This is a genomic window from Cryobacterium sp. Hh11 (genome assembly GCF_004404045.1).
Taxonomy (GTDB): Bacteria; Actinomycetota; Actinomycetes; order Actinomycetales; family Microbacteriaceae; genus Cryobacterium; species Cryobacterium levicorallinum.
Window position 1 is genome coordinate 22102 of sequence record NZ_SOHF01000022.1, and the last position, 15279, is coordinate 37380.

The following is a 15279-nucleotide window of genomic DNA, read 5'->3' on the forward strand; positions in this document are numbered from 1 at the left end:
AGGCGGCTGTGCCCGTAATGATCAGCTCGAGCTAGCCCAGGTCGTCGTCGGTGCGAGCTCCGAACACGATTTCGTCCCAGCTCGGCATCGATGCCCGACCGCGCTTGGGTGTGGTGCGGCCGTGGTTGGTGCGCTCCTGCGCGCGGGCGGCCTGGTTGGCCCAGGCGTTGCCGGTCGGTTCCGGCGTGGTCGCCGGCGCCGCACTGGACTCGTCGGTAACCGGGCTGTCCATGGCCGTGGATCGACGGGGCCGCATCGGCGCAGGCTGCACCGAAGAGGATGCCGTCGGCTGGGCCGCTGCAGCATCCCGGCTGCCAGCCGCCTCGCGTTCGCCGCGGCGTCGACGCAACGATTCCAGAAGATCGGCGGTTTCGCTCATGTTCGATGCCGGCTCGGCAGCGCGTTTGATCGCGGCTTTGGACACAGCATCGTCCCGGCTGAGCGAACGGGAAAACGGCACAGCCTCAAGGTTCGGGCTGGTGTCGTTCAAAATCTCGTCGGGCAGGGATTCCTTGAAGTTGAAGGCGTTGCTGTCGAAGCGGGAGACATCGGCGGCGCTCGTCTCCGAGCCGACCGCGCGCAGTCGGGGAATGAGCGAGCCCTTGAGCTCGCCCTGCTGCGAGAGCGCGATGGCTTCGCTGCCGACCGGCGAGAGTGAGTTCTTCTTGGGTTCGAAACCCCAGCGGGCGTCGTGGTCGATCTCGTCCGCGGTGAACGACAGCTTGACAATCCAGCCGCCACCGGGCTCTTTCCAGCTGGCCCAGCGTTCGCCGGTGGCGCCGAGCGAGGCGAGACGCTCCCGAATGACGCTGCCGAAGTTCACGTTCTCGTCGACCGGATCCGGATCGATCGCGGTGTGTACCGGCACGCTGAGCGCCGACGAGACGATGTACTCCCGTTCGGCTACGACCGGGCCCTCGAAGCGGCGCACGTAGTCGAGGGACGCGCCGGTGACGGCCGCGACATCCTCGGCGGACATGCCGGAGCGAATGTGCGCCTGAACCTCCCGGGGGGAGAGTTTGGGAGCGAGACTCCGCTCCGTCTGGGTTTGGCGAAGCCGGGACTGAAGAACCTCGTCGATGGCGATGCGATATCGGTCACCATCTTCGGACGCTGCGAGCAGCGCACCGTTCTCAACCCCAATAACCTTCAATTCCTGCATGAAGACAAGCCCTCTCGCGATTACCGTTGGCTGCAAGACTGCCACGACTTGGGGCAATTTCGCGGGAATACGCTGGGCGTGCCGCAAGTTGTTTTCCGTGTCCGAATAAATAAGGTTGGCGGACGGTTTGCTATTCCGTCCGGATTGTTGGAAACTGTGCCCGCCGATTTCGATTATCGGCGTAACTGAAATGGATGGGCATGGCAACCGATTACGACGCACCCCGAAAGACTGAAGACGACTCCGAGTCGATCGAGGCCCTCAAGGAACGTGTGCCAGATAAAATGTCCGGCAGCGTTGATGTTGACGACTCCGACAACCCGGGTGGGTTCGATCTACCCGGCGCCGACCTGTCCGACCTGGACCTCGATGTCGTCGTTCTGCCCGCGCAGGCCGACGAATTCACCTGCGTGAATTGCTTCCTCGTGAAGCACCGTTCGCAGATGGGCCACGAGACCAAGCTCGGAATGGTCTGCCTGGAGTGCGACTCCTAGACCTGCTAACCGACGTTGGTCGTTCGTGATCCATTGATCGCGGCGGCCAACTCCGTCGGGTGCCGGCTGGAGATGATCCAGTACGGCGCCGGATCGGTTGGGTCGACGATCGGAACGCGCACGACCGGGTCGATCCAGCCGCGAATGAGCAGCCAGGCCCGGGCATCCAGCCGGGGGCCGCGCTCCTGGGTGGCTTCGGCCTTGGTAAAGGAGACGGCTTCCCCCACAAGGTGGGTAGAAATCGTGGCCGGGCCGGCTTTCAGCTCGCCGTTCTGCACCCGCACCACCGGTGAGGCCAGCACGAGCAGCACTACGCAGCCGCCGTAGAGAACGGCGGCCGTGATAATGCCGGCCGGCAGGGAAATCGGGACGAGCACCAGGATGCTCGCCGGTATCACCAGTGCGGTGACGATGAAGGCCCACGGAGTAGGCCAGAGTTTTTCGCGGTAATCAGGCATGGCTCTATTCGATCAGATATCTGCACTACCCTCGACACGTGGCAGAAAGCGTCGAAGTACTGATCCAAGCATCCATCCTCCCGAACTATGCACATCCCGGTGATGCCGGGGCTGACCTGCATTCGGCCGAGGCACTCATGCTCGCTCCCGGTTGCCGTGCACTTGTCGGCACGGGCGTGTCGATCGCCTTGCCCGACGGGTTTGCCGCCTTTGTGGTTCCGCGCAGCGGCCTGGCGTCCAAGCGCGGCATCACCATCGTGAATTCCCCGGGGACAGTGGATGCCGGCTACCGCGGCGAAATCAAGGTGGCTCTGCTCAATACCGACCAGAACGAGTCGTTCACGATCAATATCGGCGACCGCATCGCCCAACTCATTGTGATGCCCGTTGCCCGGGCCACCTTCATTGCCGTGGACCGGCTGCCCGGCAGCCACCGCGGCGAGGGCGGCTTCGGTTCAACGGGCGTGGAAGCTGCTCCACGAGAAAGTGCACCATTGTCGGGCGATACCGCCCAGCGCGAAGGAGAAAATCGGTGACTGACACCACGACCCCCGGGGACTTCGTCGAGCCCTATGCCAAATCGGCACCAGACAACCGCGAGAGCGATGGCCCGTTCGACGAGTCCGAAGCCAACCCGGTGCGGCCATACGTCGACCTCGGCGGCATCAAGATTCTGCCGCGGGAAGGCCTGCACCTGCGCCTCGAAATTGAAGAGGGCAGCAAGCGCGTCGTCGCTATCGGCCTCGACTTCGCTGGGTCGACCCTGCAGGTGCAGCCGTTCGCCGCTCCGCGGTCGAGCGGCCTGTGGCATGAGATTCGCGACCAGATCGCCGACCAGATCGGCAAGCAGGGCGGTACCACGACACCGCGCGAGGGTCCGTTCGGCCCGGAACTGGTCGCCGAGATTCCGGTTGCGGCCGGTCAGGAAGCCGGCGGCGTCACCCGCCTGGCCCGTTTCATCGGCGTCGACGGGCCGCGCTGGTTTCTGCGCGGTGTGATCGCGGGCGAGGGCGCCATCGATCCGAATGCCGCAGCGCAGATCGAAGACCTGTTCCGCAGCATCGTCGTCGTGCGCGGGGGAACCCCGATGCCGCCGCGTGATCTGATTCCGCTGCGCATGCCCGCCTCGCCCACCGGGGCGACCGAGACCGCCGCGGTCTAGCGAGCCATGAGCGACACCCCCGGTCAGAACGGACAGCAGGGCCAGCGCGATGAAGCGCACGAGCCGGTGCCGACGCCAGCCGCGGCGCCGGAACCCGCTCCGACGCCGGAGCAGGCGCAGACCGCGTCAACCCTGTTCGCCGAGTCGATGGCCGGGGCGGCCCGCCGGGCCGGATTCGGAGCAGCGACCGAGGGGGAGCCGATCAGCGGACAGGCCCTATTGAAGGCGATGGGCGGCATCCGCGGTCTGATTGAAGCTGTACTGCCCGGCCTTGTCTTTCTCGTCACCTACACACTGACTATCGACCCGTCGACCGATGTGACGAGTGACCCGATCGGCACACTGCTTCCCTCACTCGTCGCTCCGCTGGTCATCGGCGTGATCTTCGTCGCACTGCGCGCGGTCACCAGGCAGACGACGACGCCGGCCCTCGGCGGCCTGGTCGGCACCGCTATCAGCGTCGCGCTGGCTCTCTTCTCCGGCAAGCCCTCCGATTTCTTCCTGGTCGGTCTGTGGACCAACGCCGGCTACGGTGCCGCCCTGCTCATTTCCGTGCTCGTGCGCTGGCCGCTGATCGGCGTCGCCGTCGGGTTCCTCATGGGCGACGGCATCGCCTGGCGCCTCGACGCCAGCAAGCGGCGCGTGCTGACCATTCTCACCCTGTGCTGGACCGGCCTGTTCCTCGGACGCCTCGCCGTGCAGCTGCCGCTCTACCTCGCCAATAACGTCGAACTGCTCGCCTCCATGAAGCTCCTCATGGGCATCCCGCTCTACGCGCCGTTGCTCGTCGTGTCCTGGCTCATGGTGCGCTCGGTCTATCGCAAAGCGGATGCCGCTGACGCGCTCTGAGAATCGACCTCTGCGCGCTCGGGCGCACTGCTAGAGTTATCTTGACGTCAAGATAGTTGACCGGCGATCACTCGTCGGCGCAACTCGATGGAAAAAGGCAGCTCCCGGCATCCGCCGGTAAGGCTTGCCTTGCTGGCACGCGGTTGTGCCTGCCACAAGAATTGAGGATTGCCGCCGGTTTCCCGTCGGCTCCTACAACGGAGAGGGCACTGTGTCGGATTCAAAAAGTACCGCGGTAAATAGCTTCGGAGCCAAAGACACCCTGCGCGTTGGTTCGACAGACTATGAAGTCTTTCGTCTCGACGCGGTCGACGGTTACGACAAACTGCCATACAGCCTGAAGGTGCTGCTGGAGAACCTCCTCCGCACCGAAGATGGAGCCAACATCACCGCCGAGCACATTCGTGCCCTCGGCTCCTGGGTTCCCACCGCGGAACCCGACACCGAGATCCAGTACACGCCGGCTCGCGTCGTCATGCAGGACTTCACCGGCGTTCCCTGCATCGTCGACCTCGCCACCATGCGCGAAGCTCTCGTCGACCTCGGCGGCGACGCCAAGAAGATCAACCCGCTCGCCCCGACCGAAATGGTCATCGACCACTCCGTTGTCGCCGACCTGTTCGGCACGACCGACTCGTTCGAGCGCAACGTCGAGATCGAGTACGAGCGCAACGGTGAGCGCTACCAGTTCCTCCGCTGGGGCCAGACCGCGTTCGACGACTTCAAGGTCGTTCCCCCGGGAACCGGCATCGTGCACCAGGTCAACATCGAGTATCTCGCCCGCGTCACCATGACCCGTGAGGTCAACGGCGTTCTCCAGGCTTACCCAGACACCTGCGTCGGCACCGACTCGCACACGACCATGGTCAACGGCCTGGGCGTGCTCGGCTGGGGCGTCGGCGGAATCGAAGCCGAAGCGGCGATGCTCGGCCAGTCGGTTTCCATGCTCATCCCCAAGGTTGTCGGCTTCAAACTCTCCGGCGTCATCCCGGCCGGCGTCACCGCAACGGATGTCGTGCTCACCATCACGCAGATGCTCCGCAAGCACGGCGTGGTCGGCAAGTTCGTCGAATTCTACGGATCGGGTGTCGCCTCAGTGCCGCTCGCCAACCGTGCCACCATTGGTAACATGAGCCCCGAGTTCGGCTCGACGGCCGCGATGTTCCCGATCGACGATGTCACCCTCGGCTACCTGCGCCTCACCGGGCGCAGCGAAGAGCAGGTCGCGCTGGTCGAGGCCTACTCGAAGCTGCAGGGCCTCTGGCACAACCCCGATGTGGAGCCGGTGTTCAGCGAATACCTCGAGCTCGACCTCTCCACGGTCGTTCCCTCGATCGCCGGACCGAAGCGCCCGCAGGACCGCATCATCCTCTCCGAGTCGAAGTCGCAGTTCGAGCGCGACCTGGACAACTACGCCAACGGCCCCGTCTCCCTGGTGGATGCGGCAATAGAGGGTACGTTCCCCGCCTCTGACCCGCTCGGCCTCACCTCGCAAGACGAAGTGACCGCGCACGAGCACGCGTACCAGGCTGGCCTGGTGCGGCACACCAGCCACCCGACGAAGTCGCACCCTCAGCCCACCGACGTGAAGCTCGCCGACGGTCGCGAGTTCACGATCGACAACGGCGCCGTAGCGATCGCGGCCATCACCTCGTGCACCAACACGTCAAACCCTTCCGTTATGCTCGCGGCCGGCCTGCTGGCCCGCAATGCGAGCCTCAAGGGACTCAAGAGCAAGCCGTGGGTCAAGACCACCCTCGCGCCCGGCTCCAAGGTCGTCACCGAGTACTACGCGAAGGCCGGCCTCAACGGCTACCTCGAAGACCTGGGCTTCTACCTCGTCGGCTACGGCTGCACCACCTGCATCGGTAACTCCGGTCCGCTCGAGGACGAAATCTCCTCGGCCGTGCAGGAGAACGACCTCGCCGTCACCGCAGTGCTCTCCGGTAACCGCAACTTCGAGGGACGCATCAACCCCGACGTGAAGATGAACTACCTCGCGAGCCCGCCGCTGGTTATCGCTTACGCCCTCGCTGGAACGATGAACTTCGACTTCGACACCGATTCGCTCGGTCAGGACACCGAGGGTAACGACGTGTTCCTCAAGGACATCTGGCCCGACGCCGACGAGGTGCAGAAGACCATTGACGAGTCGATCGACTCCAACATGTTCGAGACCCAGTACGCCGGTGTCTTCGAGGGTGACGACCGCTGGAAGTCCCTGCACACCCCCATCGGCGACACCTTCGCTTGGGACGCCGAGAGCACCTACGTGCGGAAGCCCCCGTACTTCGACGGCATGACGCTGGAGACCAGCCCGGTCGTGGACATCAGTGGTGCCCGCGTGCTCGCCAAGCTCGGCGACTCGGTCACCACCGACCACATCAGCCCCGCCGGTTCGATCAAAGCGGATGGCCCCGCCGGCCGTTACCTGGCCGAGCACGGTATCGCCCGTGGGGACTACAACTCCTACGGCTCGCGTCGTGGCAACCACGAGGTCATGATTCGCGGAACCTTCGCCAACATCCGTCTGCGCAACCAGCTCCTCGACAACGTCGAGGGTGGCTTCACCCGCGACTTCACCGTCGCGAGCGGCCCGCAGGCCGACATCTACGATGCCAGCCAGAACTACCAGGCCGCCGGTACCCCGCTCGTCATCTTCGGTGGCAAGGAATACGGTTCGGGTTCCAGCCGGGACTGGGCAGCCAAGGGCACGAGTCTTCTCGGTGTCAAGGCCGTCATCGTTGAGAGCTTCGAGCGCATCCACCGCTCGAACCTCATCGGCATGGGCGTTGTGCCCCTGCAGTTCCCGGTCGGCGAAACCGCCGACTCGCTCGGTCTCGATGGCACCGAGATCGTCTCGGTCTCCGGCATCACCGAACTGAACAACGGCAAGACGCCGAAGACCGTGCGCGTGACCTGCGTTCCGAGTGAATTCTCGGCCGCCGGCAAGGCACCGGTCGAGTTCGACGCCATCGTGCGCATCGACACCCCGGGTGAAGCCGAGTACTACCGCAACGGCGGCATCCTGCAGTACGTGCTGCGTTCGCTCGTCTGAGTGAACCGGGGCGCTGCCGGCGCCTCGCTCTACTGGCACGACACCGGCGCGTAGACTCGATTCACTCGGGTCTGCGCGCCGGTTTAGCTTGATCTGTTTAGCACTGTTTTGTAGAGCAGCATGAAAGGTATGACGGATGATCCTTCTGGAGACGATTCATGGTCCGCGGGACCTCGATGGTCTTTCGAAAGAGCAGCTGCCACAGCTGGCCGCCGATATTCGGCGGTTTCTGGTGCGCGAGGTTTCGAAGACCGGCGGACACCTCGGGCCAAACCTCGGTGTCGTCGAACTGACCATCGCCATCCACCGGGTTTTTCATTCACCGACCGACGCCATCGTCTTTGATACCGGCCACCAGTCTTACGTACACAAGCTCCTCACCGGCCGTCAGGACTTCAGCAAGCTGCGCTCGTTCGACGGTCTCGCGGGCTATCCACAACGTTCGGAGTCCGAGCACGACATCGTCGAAAGCTCGCACGCCTCCAGTTCGCTGTCCTGGGCCGACGGTATCTCCCGAGCCTTCGAGATGACCGGCCAGACCGACCGGCACGTGGTCGCCGTCGTCGGCGACGGCGCGCTGACCGGCGGCATGACCTGGGAAGCCCTCAATAACATCAGCGACGACAACACGCGTCGACTCATCATCGTGGTCAACGACAACGGCCGATCCTACGCGCCGACGATTGGCGGTATGGCGCGCTTTTTGAATACCGTGCGTACCCGCGCGGCCTACCGCGACGCGTACCTGACCAGTCAGAAAGTGTTTGACAGACTCGGCGCGCCCGGCCGGGCTGTGTACCGCGGGGTGCGCGGCGGTCTGCACGGGTTCCTCAGCCGGGTCACCAACAACGAAGCGCTCTATTCCAACCTCGACATCAAGTACATCGGTCCCATTGACGGGCACGACGTGCACGCCATGGAGGAGGCCCTCGCCCAGGCCAAGGGCTACGGCGCGCCGGTCATCGTGCACGCTATCACCCAGAAGGGCAAGGGCTACGACCCGGCCGTGCAAGATGCGGCCGACCAGTTCCACGCGGTCGGGCAGATCGACCCGGAGACCGGCGAATCCGTGGAAGGGGCGGGCGCGGCATCCTGGACGTCGGTTTTTGCCGACGAATTGTTGCGACTGGCCACCGAAAACGATCGTATCGTCGGCATTACCGCCGCCATGCTGCGCCCGACCGGGCTTCACAAGATGGCCGAACGTTTTCCGGCCCGCGTGCACGACGTGGGCATCGCCGAACAGCACGCCGTGACAAGCGCCGCCGGGCTGGCCTTCGGCGGCCTGCACCCAGTTGTCGCCCTCTACGCCACGTTCATCAACCGCGCTTTCGACCAGGTGCTGATGGATGTGGCCCTGCACAAAGCCGGCGTCACCTTTGTACTCGACCGGGCCGGCGTCACCGGCCCCGATGGTCCCAGCCACCACGGCATGTGGGACCTCGCCATTCTGCAGGTCGTCCCCAACATTCGGCTGGCCGCGCCGCGGGACTCCGTGCGCCTGCGCGAAGAACTGGCCGAGGCCGTCGCCGTCGAAGACGGACCCACGGTCTTGCGCTACCCCAAGGGCACCGTCGGCCTGGAGTTCGAGGCCATCCGCCGCCTCGACGATGGTGTCGACGTGCTGCAGGAGGCGACCCAACAGGATGTGCTGATCGTCACGGTCGGTCCGATGGCCGCGCTGGGGCTCGACGTGGCCGACCGGCTCGCCGCCCAGGGCATCGGAGCGACGGTCGTCGACCCGCGCTGGGTCGTGCCGGTGCCGCGCAGTATTATCACCCTCGCCGCCGCGCACCGCATCGTGGTCACCATCGAAGACGGCATCCGGGTCGGCGGAATCGGCACGCGCATCCGGCAGGACCTGCGGGAGGCCGGCGTTGACACCGCGGTGACCGAACTCGGCCTGCCGGACCAGTTCCTCGACCACGGCACCCGCGCCCAGATCCTGGAGCGCGTCGGCCTCACCCCGCAGGCGATCGCCCGCGACGTGGTCGCCATGGTGCTCGGCAGTAAAATCCCCAACGCCCGACCGTTGCCCGCCGACCACACCGACACCGGCGCTATCCAGGTAACCCGCCGCGACTAAGGGCTCGTAAGTAAATAACCTAGACGTGGGGCCGCCCTACTTGCGAGAGTCGGTGGTCCGAGAACCTGCGATGTCTCCCAGGCCCAGGGAGGTCATCTGCAGGATGACCGACGCCAAGTTGGTGCGCAGGATCTCGGGGTCGGTGAACCGATCGAGCCTCGAAGTCCTTCTGGGAGTACAGCCGGATACAGATCCCGTCCGCGACCCGGCCGCAACACCCGGCCCGCGGGATGCGGCGCGCGCGCTGAGGACACGAGGTTCAGGATATCCGGCCCGCGAGCCCCACTCGGTGGCACCCCTGGGTCCATCGCGCCCAGCAACGCGCGTGAGCCGGCGGCACCCGAGGTGCCGCCGGCTCACGTTCTCAAGCTGTTCTCACAATGGATGGATTACTGGAGAGGCTTAAGGTCCGCCTGGGGCGAGCCCTCCACCCTGAAGATGCCCCACAGGCCCTGGTTGACCTGGTTCTCCAGACCGCCGTCCCGGTAGAGGTAGTCCCCGGGAAGCTTCTGGAGTCCACCGGCCCCACCGAGCAGGTTGTAGTTGAAGGCGTTGCCTGTGAGCAAACCGCCCTCGGCTGTCTTGATCATCGCGTTCGGGTCGCTTGGCTGGTAGCGCCACCCGTGCCCGTTCAGGCTGAAGGTGTGTGCCCGGTCGCGGTCACCACCCGATACGAGCCGCAGGTGCGTCTCGTCTCCGACATAGGCCCGCACGAGCGGTGTGGCCGGGTCGCCGTGCACCACCGACGACATGACGTTGGCCACCTCTGGGTCCTTCGCCAGGCGAGGGGCGAAACGCTCGGTCGTGTAGTTAATGCCCCGGTGCCCCTGGTCGCTGGGTTCGCCCTCCGCTGGGTAGGGGAGGATGGCCCCGGCCTTGTCTCGCAGGATCAGACCGTCGACCCAGTTGAGCACAGCCTCGCGGAAGCTGCGTTTGACGCCGGCGGCGTCGGTGTAGGTGACGTTGGCCTGTGCGCCCGAGGTGATCGCAAGCCCGGAGTTGGGGTTGACGTAGGTCGAGCCCTTTGGCTCGATCAACAGCGACCCGTAGGACCCGTGGTGGCGACTCCCACGCCGGTCAGCGAAGTCGAGCAGGTTCGCTGCGCCGTCCTCGACCGCGGCATGGACATACCACGTGTACTTTGTCGTAACTCCTGGCGCCACGGTCTGGTCGTAGTTGTACCCGACCGTCGCCCCGTCGGAGTCAATGACGTTGTAGGTCAACAGGTTTGGGTGCATGGACACCCGGTTGGAACGTGGGAAGTTCGTCACGTCCGCAGGCAACGGTAGGTCACCGGTGTGCGCTGCGGGCGTCTTCGGCAGCTCGTTCTTGAGCGTCACCGTGACGCAGTCACCCACATTTGCTCGGATCACCAGGGGCTCGGTCTTCATGGCACCCGTGCGAACCTTGGTCACATCCTCGCTGCGCACGAACATCGTGCCGTACGGGTCGTGGTCACCTGACTTCGCGTTGTACACGATGTCCTTGGCGATGGCCGACACGTTGACAGCGACCGCCCTGGACCCTGTCGGGCACGGGGTGACCGAACCCAGGGTTCCGGTTGGGGCAACCTTGAGCGCGTCACCCGGCTTAAGGGCTGGCCACGCGGTGCCACTTCCAGGAGCAGCCCGGTCGGGCAGCGGCTGGAGGTCGGAGACCGCGTTCTTGGGGACCCGGAACAGACCCCACATCCCCATCCACTGGTCCTCAAGCAACGGGGAGCCATACAGGTAGTCACCGGGGGAACCGGCGCCGTCCTGCAGGATCGACGGGGTGCCATTGGCGACGTTGTTCGAGGCTTTGGCGACTGTTGCTGCAGCACCGGGGTTGGTCTTGACCACCTGCGAGCCCTGCAGCTCGTAGTTGAAGTACTCCGCGAGCATGAGGGTCTGGGTGTCGACCGTCCGGGACAGGGGGTTGTTCGGCTCATTCAGCCAACGGTGACCGTGCAGGTTGAACTCGTGTATCTCCTCGTGGGAGCCAGCCACGTTGCGGATGACCACAGGGTCCTTCGAGTACGCCCTCAGGAGCGGCGTATCGGGATCGCCGTTGACCGCGGATGAGTAGGTGTACGCGGGGTCGCCCTTAGCGCCCGTAACCCCAGGTTTCGTCCGGATCTGGAACGGGGCATTCTTGTAGTTGATCGAGTAGCCGCCCTGGTCCTGGCCGTAGTTGTCCGGTGCCGAAGGTGGGTTGATCGGTGGACCAGTGCCGTTGTCCTTCCACATGGGCGTTCGGTCGGAGTAGAAAATGGTCATCTCCCGGAAGTCCGGGCCGCTGGCTGAGCGGATATCGGCCATGGGGCCGACCCCGTTCGTCGCAGCACCAGTCTTCGGATCGTGCCACGTGGCGTCAGCGGGCTCGACGTTCATCGCGGCATAGAGGCCCTTCTGCTGGTGCAGGTTGGCGTACTGGTGGTCGTGGAAGAAGGTCGTCCGCAAGGCCGTGTCCACGAACCACCGATAGCCGTAGGTCTGGCCAGGCATCGCCGAGGAGCTGTAGTTCCAGCCCACGCTGGTGCCGTCGGAAGCAAGCTCGTCGAACTTGACCAGGTGCACGTGTGTCGAGACCTCGGACGTCTCCTCGGTGGCCATGTAATCACCGTCGAGGCGGTTCACGTGGTCGAGGGGGACGTTGGGATTCTCGTCGAGGTGCAGGTCGTTGGTGGTGAACAGCTGAACGCACTCACCAACCCTGGACCGGATGGTGTACGGCTCGGGTGCCTTCTGTCCTGTCCGCACAGCGACCGCATCGGATTCCTCCACGTAGACCCTTCCCTGCCTGTCCTTCCAGCCCGCGGAGTTGTAGGTGATCGGGGTGTCGATGACGTGCGGCCGGTAGACCCGTGTTGGTGCAGTTGTCGGGCACGGGTCGATGTAGCCGTTGCCGGGCTTGGTCGGGTCAAGAGCAGGCATCCCTGCGGCCTCAAGCGCGGTCGGGCCACGGGGGGCGTCGCCGGGGCGACGGATAGCAGCGAAGGTGTCCTTGACCACCGCGTTCGGCGGACGGTAGGCACGCTGGCCGACGTCACCCTTTACGAACAGTGGGAAACCGGGCTGGGTTGCGGTCGGGACCGCCGTGGCGCCTGCCCGGTTCGGCAGCTCTTGCAGTGCCTCCAGGGGCGTGCCGTCGGCATACTGTGCCGTGCCGTCGCGCAACTTGTCGAAGATCCGCAGGTGGCCCCAGAAACCCTGGGCGAAGTGCGGGTAGAGGTGGCAGTGGAAGATCGTGTCACCGACCGTGCGCTGGGTGCCGCCGGCACCTCCCTCGATCTTCAGCTCCCGAGCCTCATGTGGGCCAAACGACTGGACGTCGTTAAGCGGTGACGTCGGGTTATTCGGGTCGGCGTTCCAGCGCTGAGTGTGCTGGTGCCATGGGTGGGTCTCCTTGGCGCCCGGGTGGACGACGTGGAACTTCAGCGGGTCCCCGACGTACCCCTTCGGGATCAGGTTGTCCGAATCGGTCACCTTCACGCCGTCGACGGTTCTGGTTAGCTTGCCCTCGTCGCCGAAGACCCACGACTGCAGGTGGGACTCCTCTCCCATACACTTGGCGCCGGGGTCGTCGACGACCTTGCCGAGCTCGGGCACGTAACCGTTGCAGAAGTTGTCAGTTGGGGCATAGGTCTGGCCGTTGGGGAGCGTGATGGTCTTGGCCACGCCACCCGGGTTCTCCGGAGTGACGGTCCCACGGTGCTCGAGGATGGCCCGCAGCCGGTTGCGCAGCGGCTCCGAGCGGTAGTTGATGCCGAAGGTCGAGTCCTTCAGCCCGGTCGTCGGGAAGGTCGGTTGCTTCCCGTCCCGGTCCAGGACGCCCTCGTTCTCGTCGAGGAAGATCATGACGGCCGAACGGGTCGAGGCCTCGCCTGCCCGGATGTCGGCAAACAGCTGGGACTCGACGGCGCGCCCGCCCGTGAGCAGGTCGGCCCCGGTGATCTGATTGTGCCAGGTCGAGTCCTTCGGGTGCACGACGACCGCGCCGTACAGGCCGTTCTGGACGGTGGTGTGCTTCGGGTCGTTCGGGTCGAGGTTGGCGTTGTCGTACAGCGGCGCCTCGCCCTCCCGGTCGGCGTACCAGGTGTAGGTGCGCTCGGTGCCCGTGGCGATGGTCGTGTCCGGGTTTAGACCCACCCGCGCGCCGTCGGAGGTCTTCACGTCCGCTTGAACGAGGCCCTGGGTGGACAGGCCGATTCGCCGGCCAGCGATGTCGTTGCGCACCTTGACGGACACGCAGTCACCGACGTTGGCGCGCACGACGAGCGGCTGGGTGAGGTTGGGGTTGGCAAGGATTTTTTCCTTGTTCACCCTTGCGTCGGCGTTCTTGAGGGCATACATCAGGCCGTTGGGCAGCTTGTCGCCCCAGCCGTTGAGAGGGATGGTCACCTGGAAGGCGGCCAGGTCGTACTCAATAGCGCGGGCACCGGCCGGGCAGACTCCGTTGGCCGGGGTGGTCGGATCGCCAATGACAGCTGTTGCCGCAGAGGAACCCATCAGAGAGGAAGCCGTCATCAGGGCGACACAGCCCGCCGCCACGGCGATGACCAGGCGAGAGCGGCGTGGCGTCGACGCCACGACAGACCGGGCACGCCGTGCCGGCGTCGGGGCCACGACAGACCGGGCACGCCGTGCCGGCGTCGGGGCATACCCACCGGTCACATCGTCGCTTCGGCGCATGCCCAGGACGAGGCCTGCAAGGGCGAGGAGCAGAAGCACCGGGAATACGCGAGCGGCCTCGATGGCTCCGTGCTCGAAGAGTGCAGCACCCGAGGTCGTCTCCATGTGGCCGCCCGTGGCCGGTTCGGCTACCGCTGCGCCAGTAGTGCCAGCGGAAGAGGCTGCACCGTTGTGCGCAGCGTGCGGGTCGGCAGCGGCTTCGGCTGAGCCATTGGCTTGGCCCGTCTTGGCCAACCACGCCGCCGAGGGCTGGTGTGGGTGGAACCCGGGCTTGGTCGCGGCAGCGACTGGGGCACCTGGCGCGCCAGGGGGCGGGACAGCACCAAGTGCGACACTGGCGTCAGGAGCTGCCTGGGCAGCCGGTGCGACAGCTGAGGCAACTGCGTGGGCGGCGGAGGCATGCTCGGAGGGGAAGAGCAGCGTGTGGCCGATCGCACCGGACATGAACACAGCCGTGGTGACAGCGACGACCGCGACCGTGGCGCGAGCCAAGGAGATCATCCGAGATGCCGGCCGCAGGCGAGCGATCATCGCGAACACGATCAGGACGGCCGGGACCACTAGTAAAAGCGACAATGTCCCGTCCCGAAGGAAATGCAACGCTGAGGTGCCCGAACTCCAGTCTTGCTGGGCAGACGCTGCGTGAAGCCCGTGGAGCCAAGCCGTGCCGCCATAGGCGAGCACCACCCCCATGCCGACGCGAGCTCTCATAGAAATGTTCATTGCTCTCCCTGTAACGACATCGATGGTGTGTTGAGGTCAAGCCGGACCTATGAGCTGGAACGAATCAGGGCGGAATGGCTTGGTCACGGGTGTGGAGGTCCACGGGGCAACCTTGCTCGGCTGACCTTGGGAAAACCTTGCTCGGCCGACGTTGGGAAAACCTTGGGCTAGAAATGATCATGAGGGAGTCAAGACCCTACTTCCGGGCGGTGTGGCAATAGCGTCAGCGACGGTTGCTGATGGGCGCTGAGGCTCGGGTGCTGGGGCATGGCGGGGGGTCGCGGTAGTGGCCCGGGCAGCTGGGGTGAGCCGGGTTACGGTGACCGGTGGCGTGCGGGAGTTGGACGCCGGTGATGAGCCGTTGGGGCGGACCCGGCGGGTCGGTGGTGGTCGCAAGAGTGTGACCAAGACCGATTCGGGGAGGGCGGCGCTGCTGGCGCTGGTGGAGCCCGAGTCGGGTGGCGATCCGGAGTCGGCGCTGCGGTGGACGACGAAGAGAGCCTGTCAAATCTTTTGTGTAAGTGTTGGGAATTGGTTAGAGGTGGGGGTTGATTCGGTCGGGGTAAATCATCACGAGCTGGCTGAGGGCTTGCTTCCAATTCGTGGTGACTTGG

Annotated in this window: 9 protein-coding genes and 1 pseudogene; 7 read left to right on the forward strand and 3 right to left on the reverse strand. The window is 65.2% G+C overall.

Features of this window, described 5'->3' with window-relative positions:
• Nucleotides 1-31 precede the first annotated feature (31 nt).
• A complete protein-coding gene (sepH, locus tag E3T46_RS10765; protein ID WP_134578559.1) occupies nt 32-1162 on the reverse strand; it encodes a septation protein SepH in 1131 nt (376 codons plus the stop codon).
• 200 nt (nt 1163-1362) lie between these two features.
• Here sepH and E3T46_RS10770 point away from each other — a divergent pair, with 200 nt between their 5' ends.
• Nucleotides 1363-1656 carry a DUF4193 domain-containing protein gene (locus E3T46_RS10770; RefSeq protein WP_092449195.1) on the forward strand — a complete coding sequence of 98 codons (294 nt, stop codon included), beginning with the start codon at nt 1363-1365 and terminating at the stop codon, nt 1654-1656.
• Between the two features lie 5 nt (nt 1657-1661).
• Here E3T46_RS10770 and E3T46_RS10775 read toward each other — a convergent pair whose 3' ends face one another.
• Nucleotides 1662-2114, reverse strand: a complete 453-nt coding sequence (locus tag E3T46_RS10775; RefSeq protein WP_134471219.1) for a DUF3093 domain-containing protein — start codon at nt 2112-2114, stop codon at nt 1662-1664.
• A gap of 38 nt (nt 2115-2152) precedes the next feature.
• On the opposite strand from E3T46_RS10775, the gene dut reads away from it, so the two are divergent.
• The 5 genes from dut (at nt 2153) to dxs (ending at nt 9269) form a co-directional block, all read left to right on the forward strand.
• Complete coding sequence (dut, locus tag E3T46_RS10780) at nt 2153-2650, forward strand: dUTP diphosphatase (protein ID WP_134441255.1); 498 nt, start codon at nt 2153-2155, stop codon at nt 2648-2650.
• Entirely contained in the window at nt 2647-3276 is a 630-nt protein-coding gene (locus E3T46_RS10785) for a DUF3710 domain-containing protein (protein ID WP_134441256.1), read from the forward strand. The genes dut and E3T46_RS10785 overlap by 4 nt, the downstream gene beginning before the upstream one ends.
• Nucleotides 3277-3282: 6 nt before the next feature.
• A complete protein-coding gene (locus tag E3T46_RS10790; protein ID WP_134578560.1) occupies nt 3283-4125 on the forward strand; it encodes a DUF3159 domain-containing protein in 843 nt (280 codons plus the stop codon).
• A 211-nt stretch (nt 4126-4336) separates the two neighbouring features.
• Nucleotides 4337-7183 (forward strand): aconitate hydratase, encoded by a 2847-nt coding sequence (locus E3T46_RS10795; protein WP_134578561.1) that lies wholly within the window; start codon nt 4337-4339, stop codon nt 7181-7183.
• 136 nt (nt 7184-7319) lie between these two features.
• Nucleotides 7320-9269, forward strand: a complete 1950-nt coding sequence (gene dxs, locus E3T46_RS10800) for a 1-deoxy-D-xylulose-5-phosphate synthase (protein WP_134441259.1) — start codon at nt 7320-7322, stop codon at nt 9267-9269.
• Nucleotides 9270-9658: 389 nt separating this feature from the next.
• On the opposite strand, the gene E3T46_RS10805 is transcribed toward dxs, so the two are convergent.
• Nucleotides 9659-14503, reverse strand: coding sequence for a multicopper oxidase domain-containing protein (locus E3T46_RS10805; RefSeq protein ID WP_166790243.1), 4845 nt, complete (start codon nt 14501-14503; stop codon nt 9659-9661).
• 401 nt (nt 14504-14904) lie between these two features.
• Between E3T46_RS10805 and E3T46_RS10810 the strand changes: the two are divergent.
• Nucleotides 14905-15161, forward strand: a pseudogene (locus E3T46_RS10810) (ISAzo13 family transposase); the annotation flags it as partial.
• Nucleotides 15162-15279: the final 118 nt, after the last annotated feature.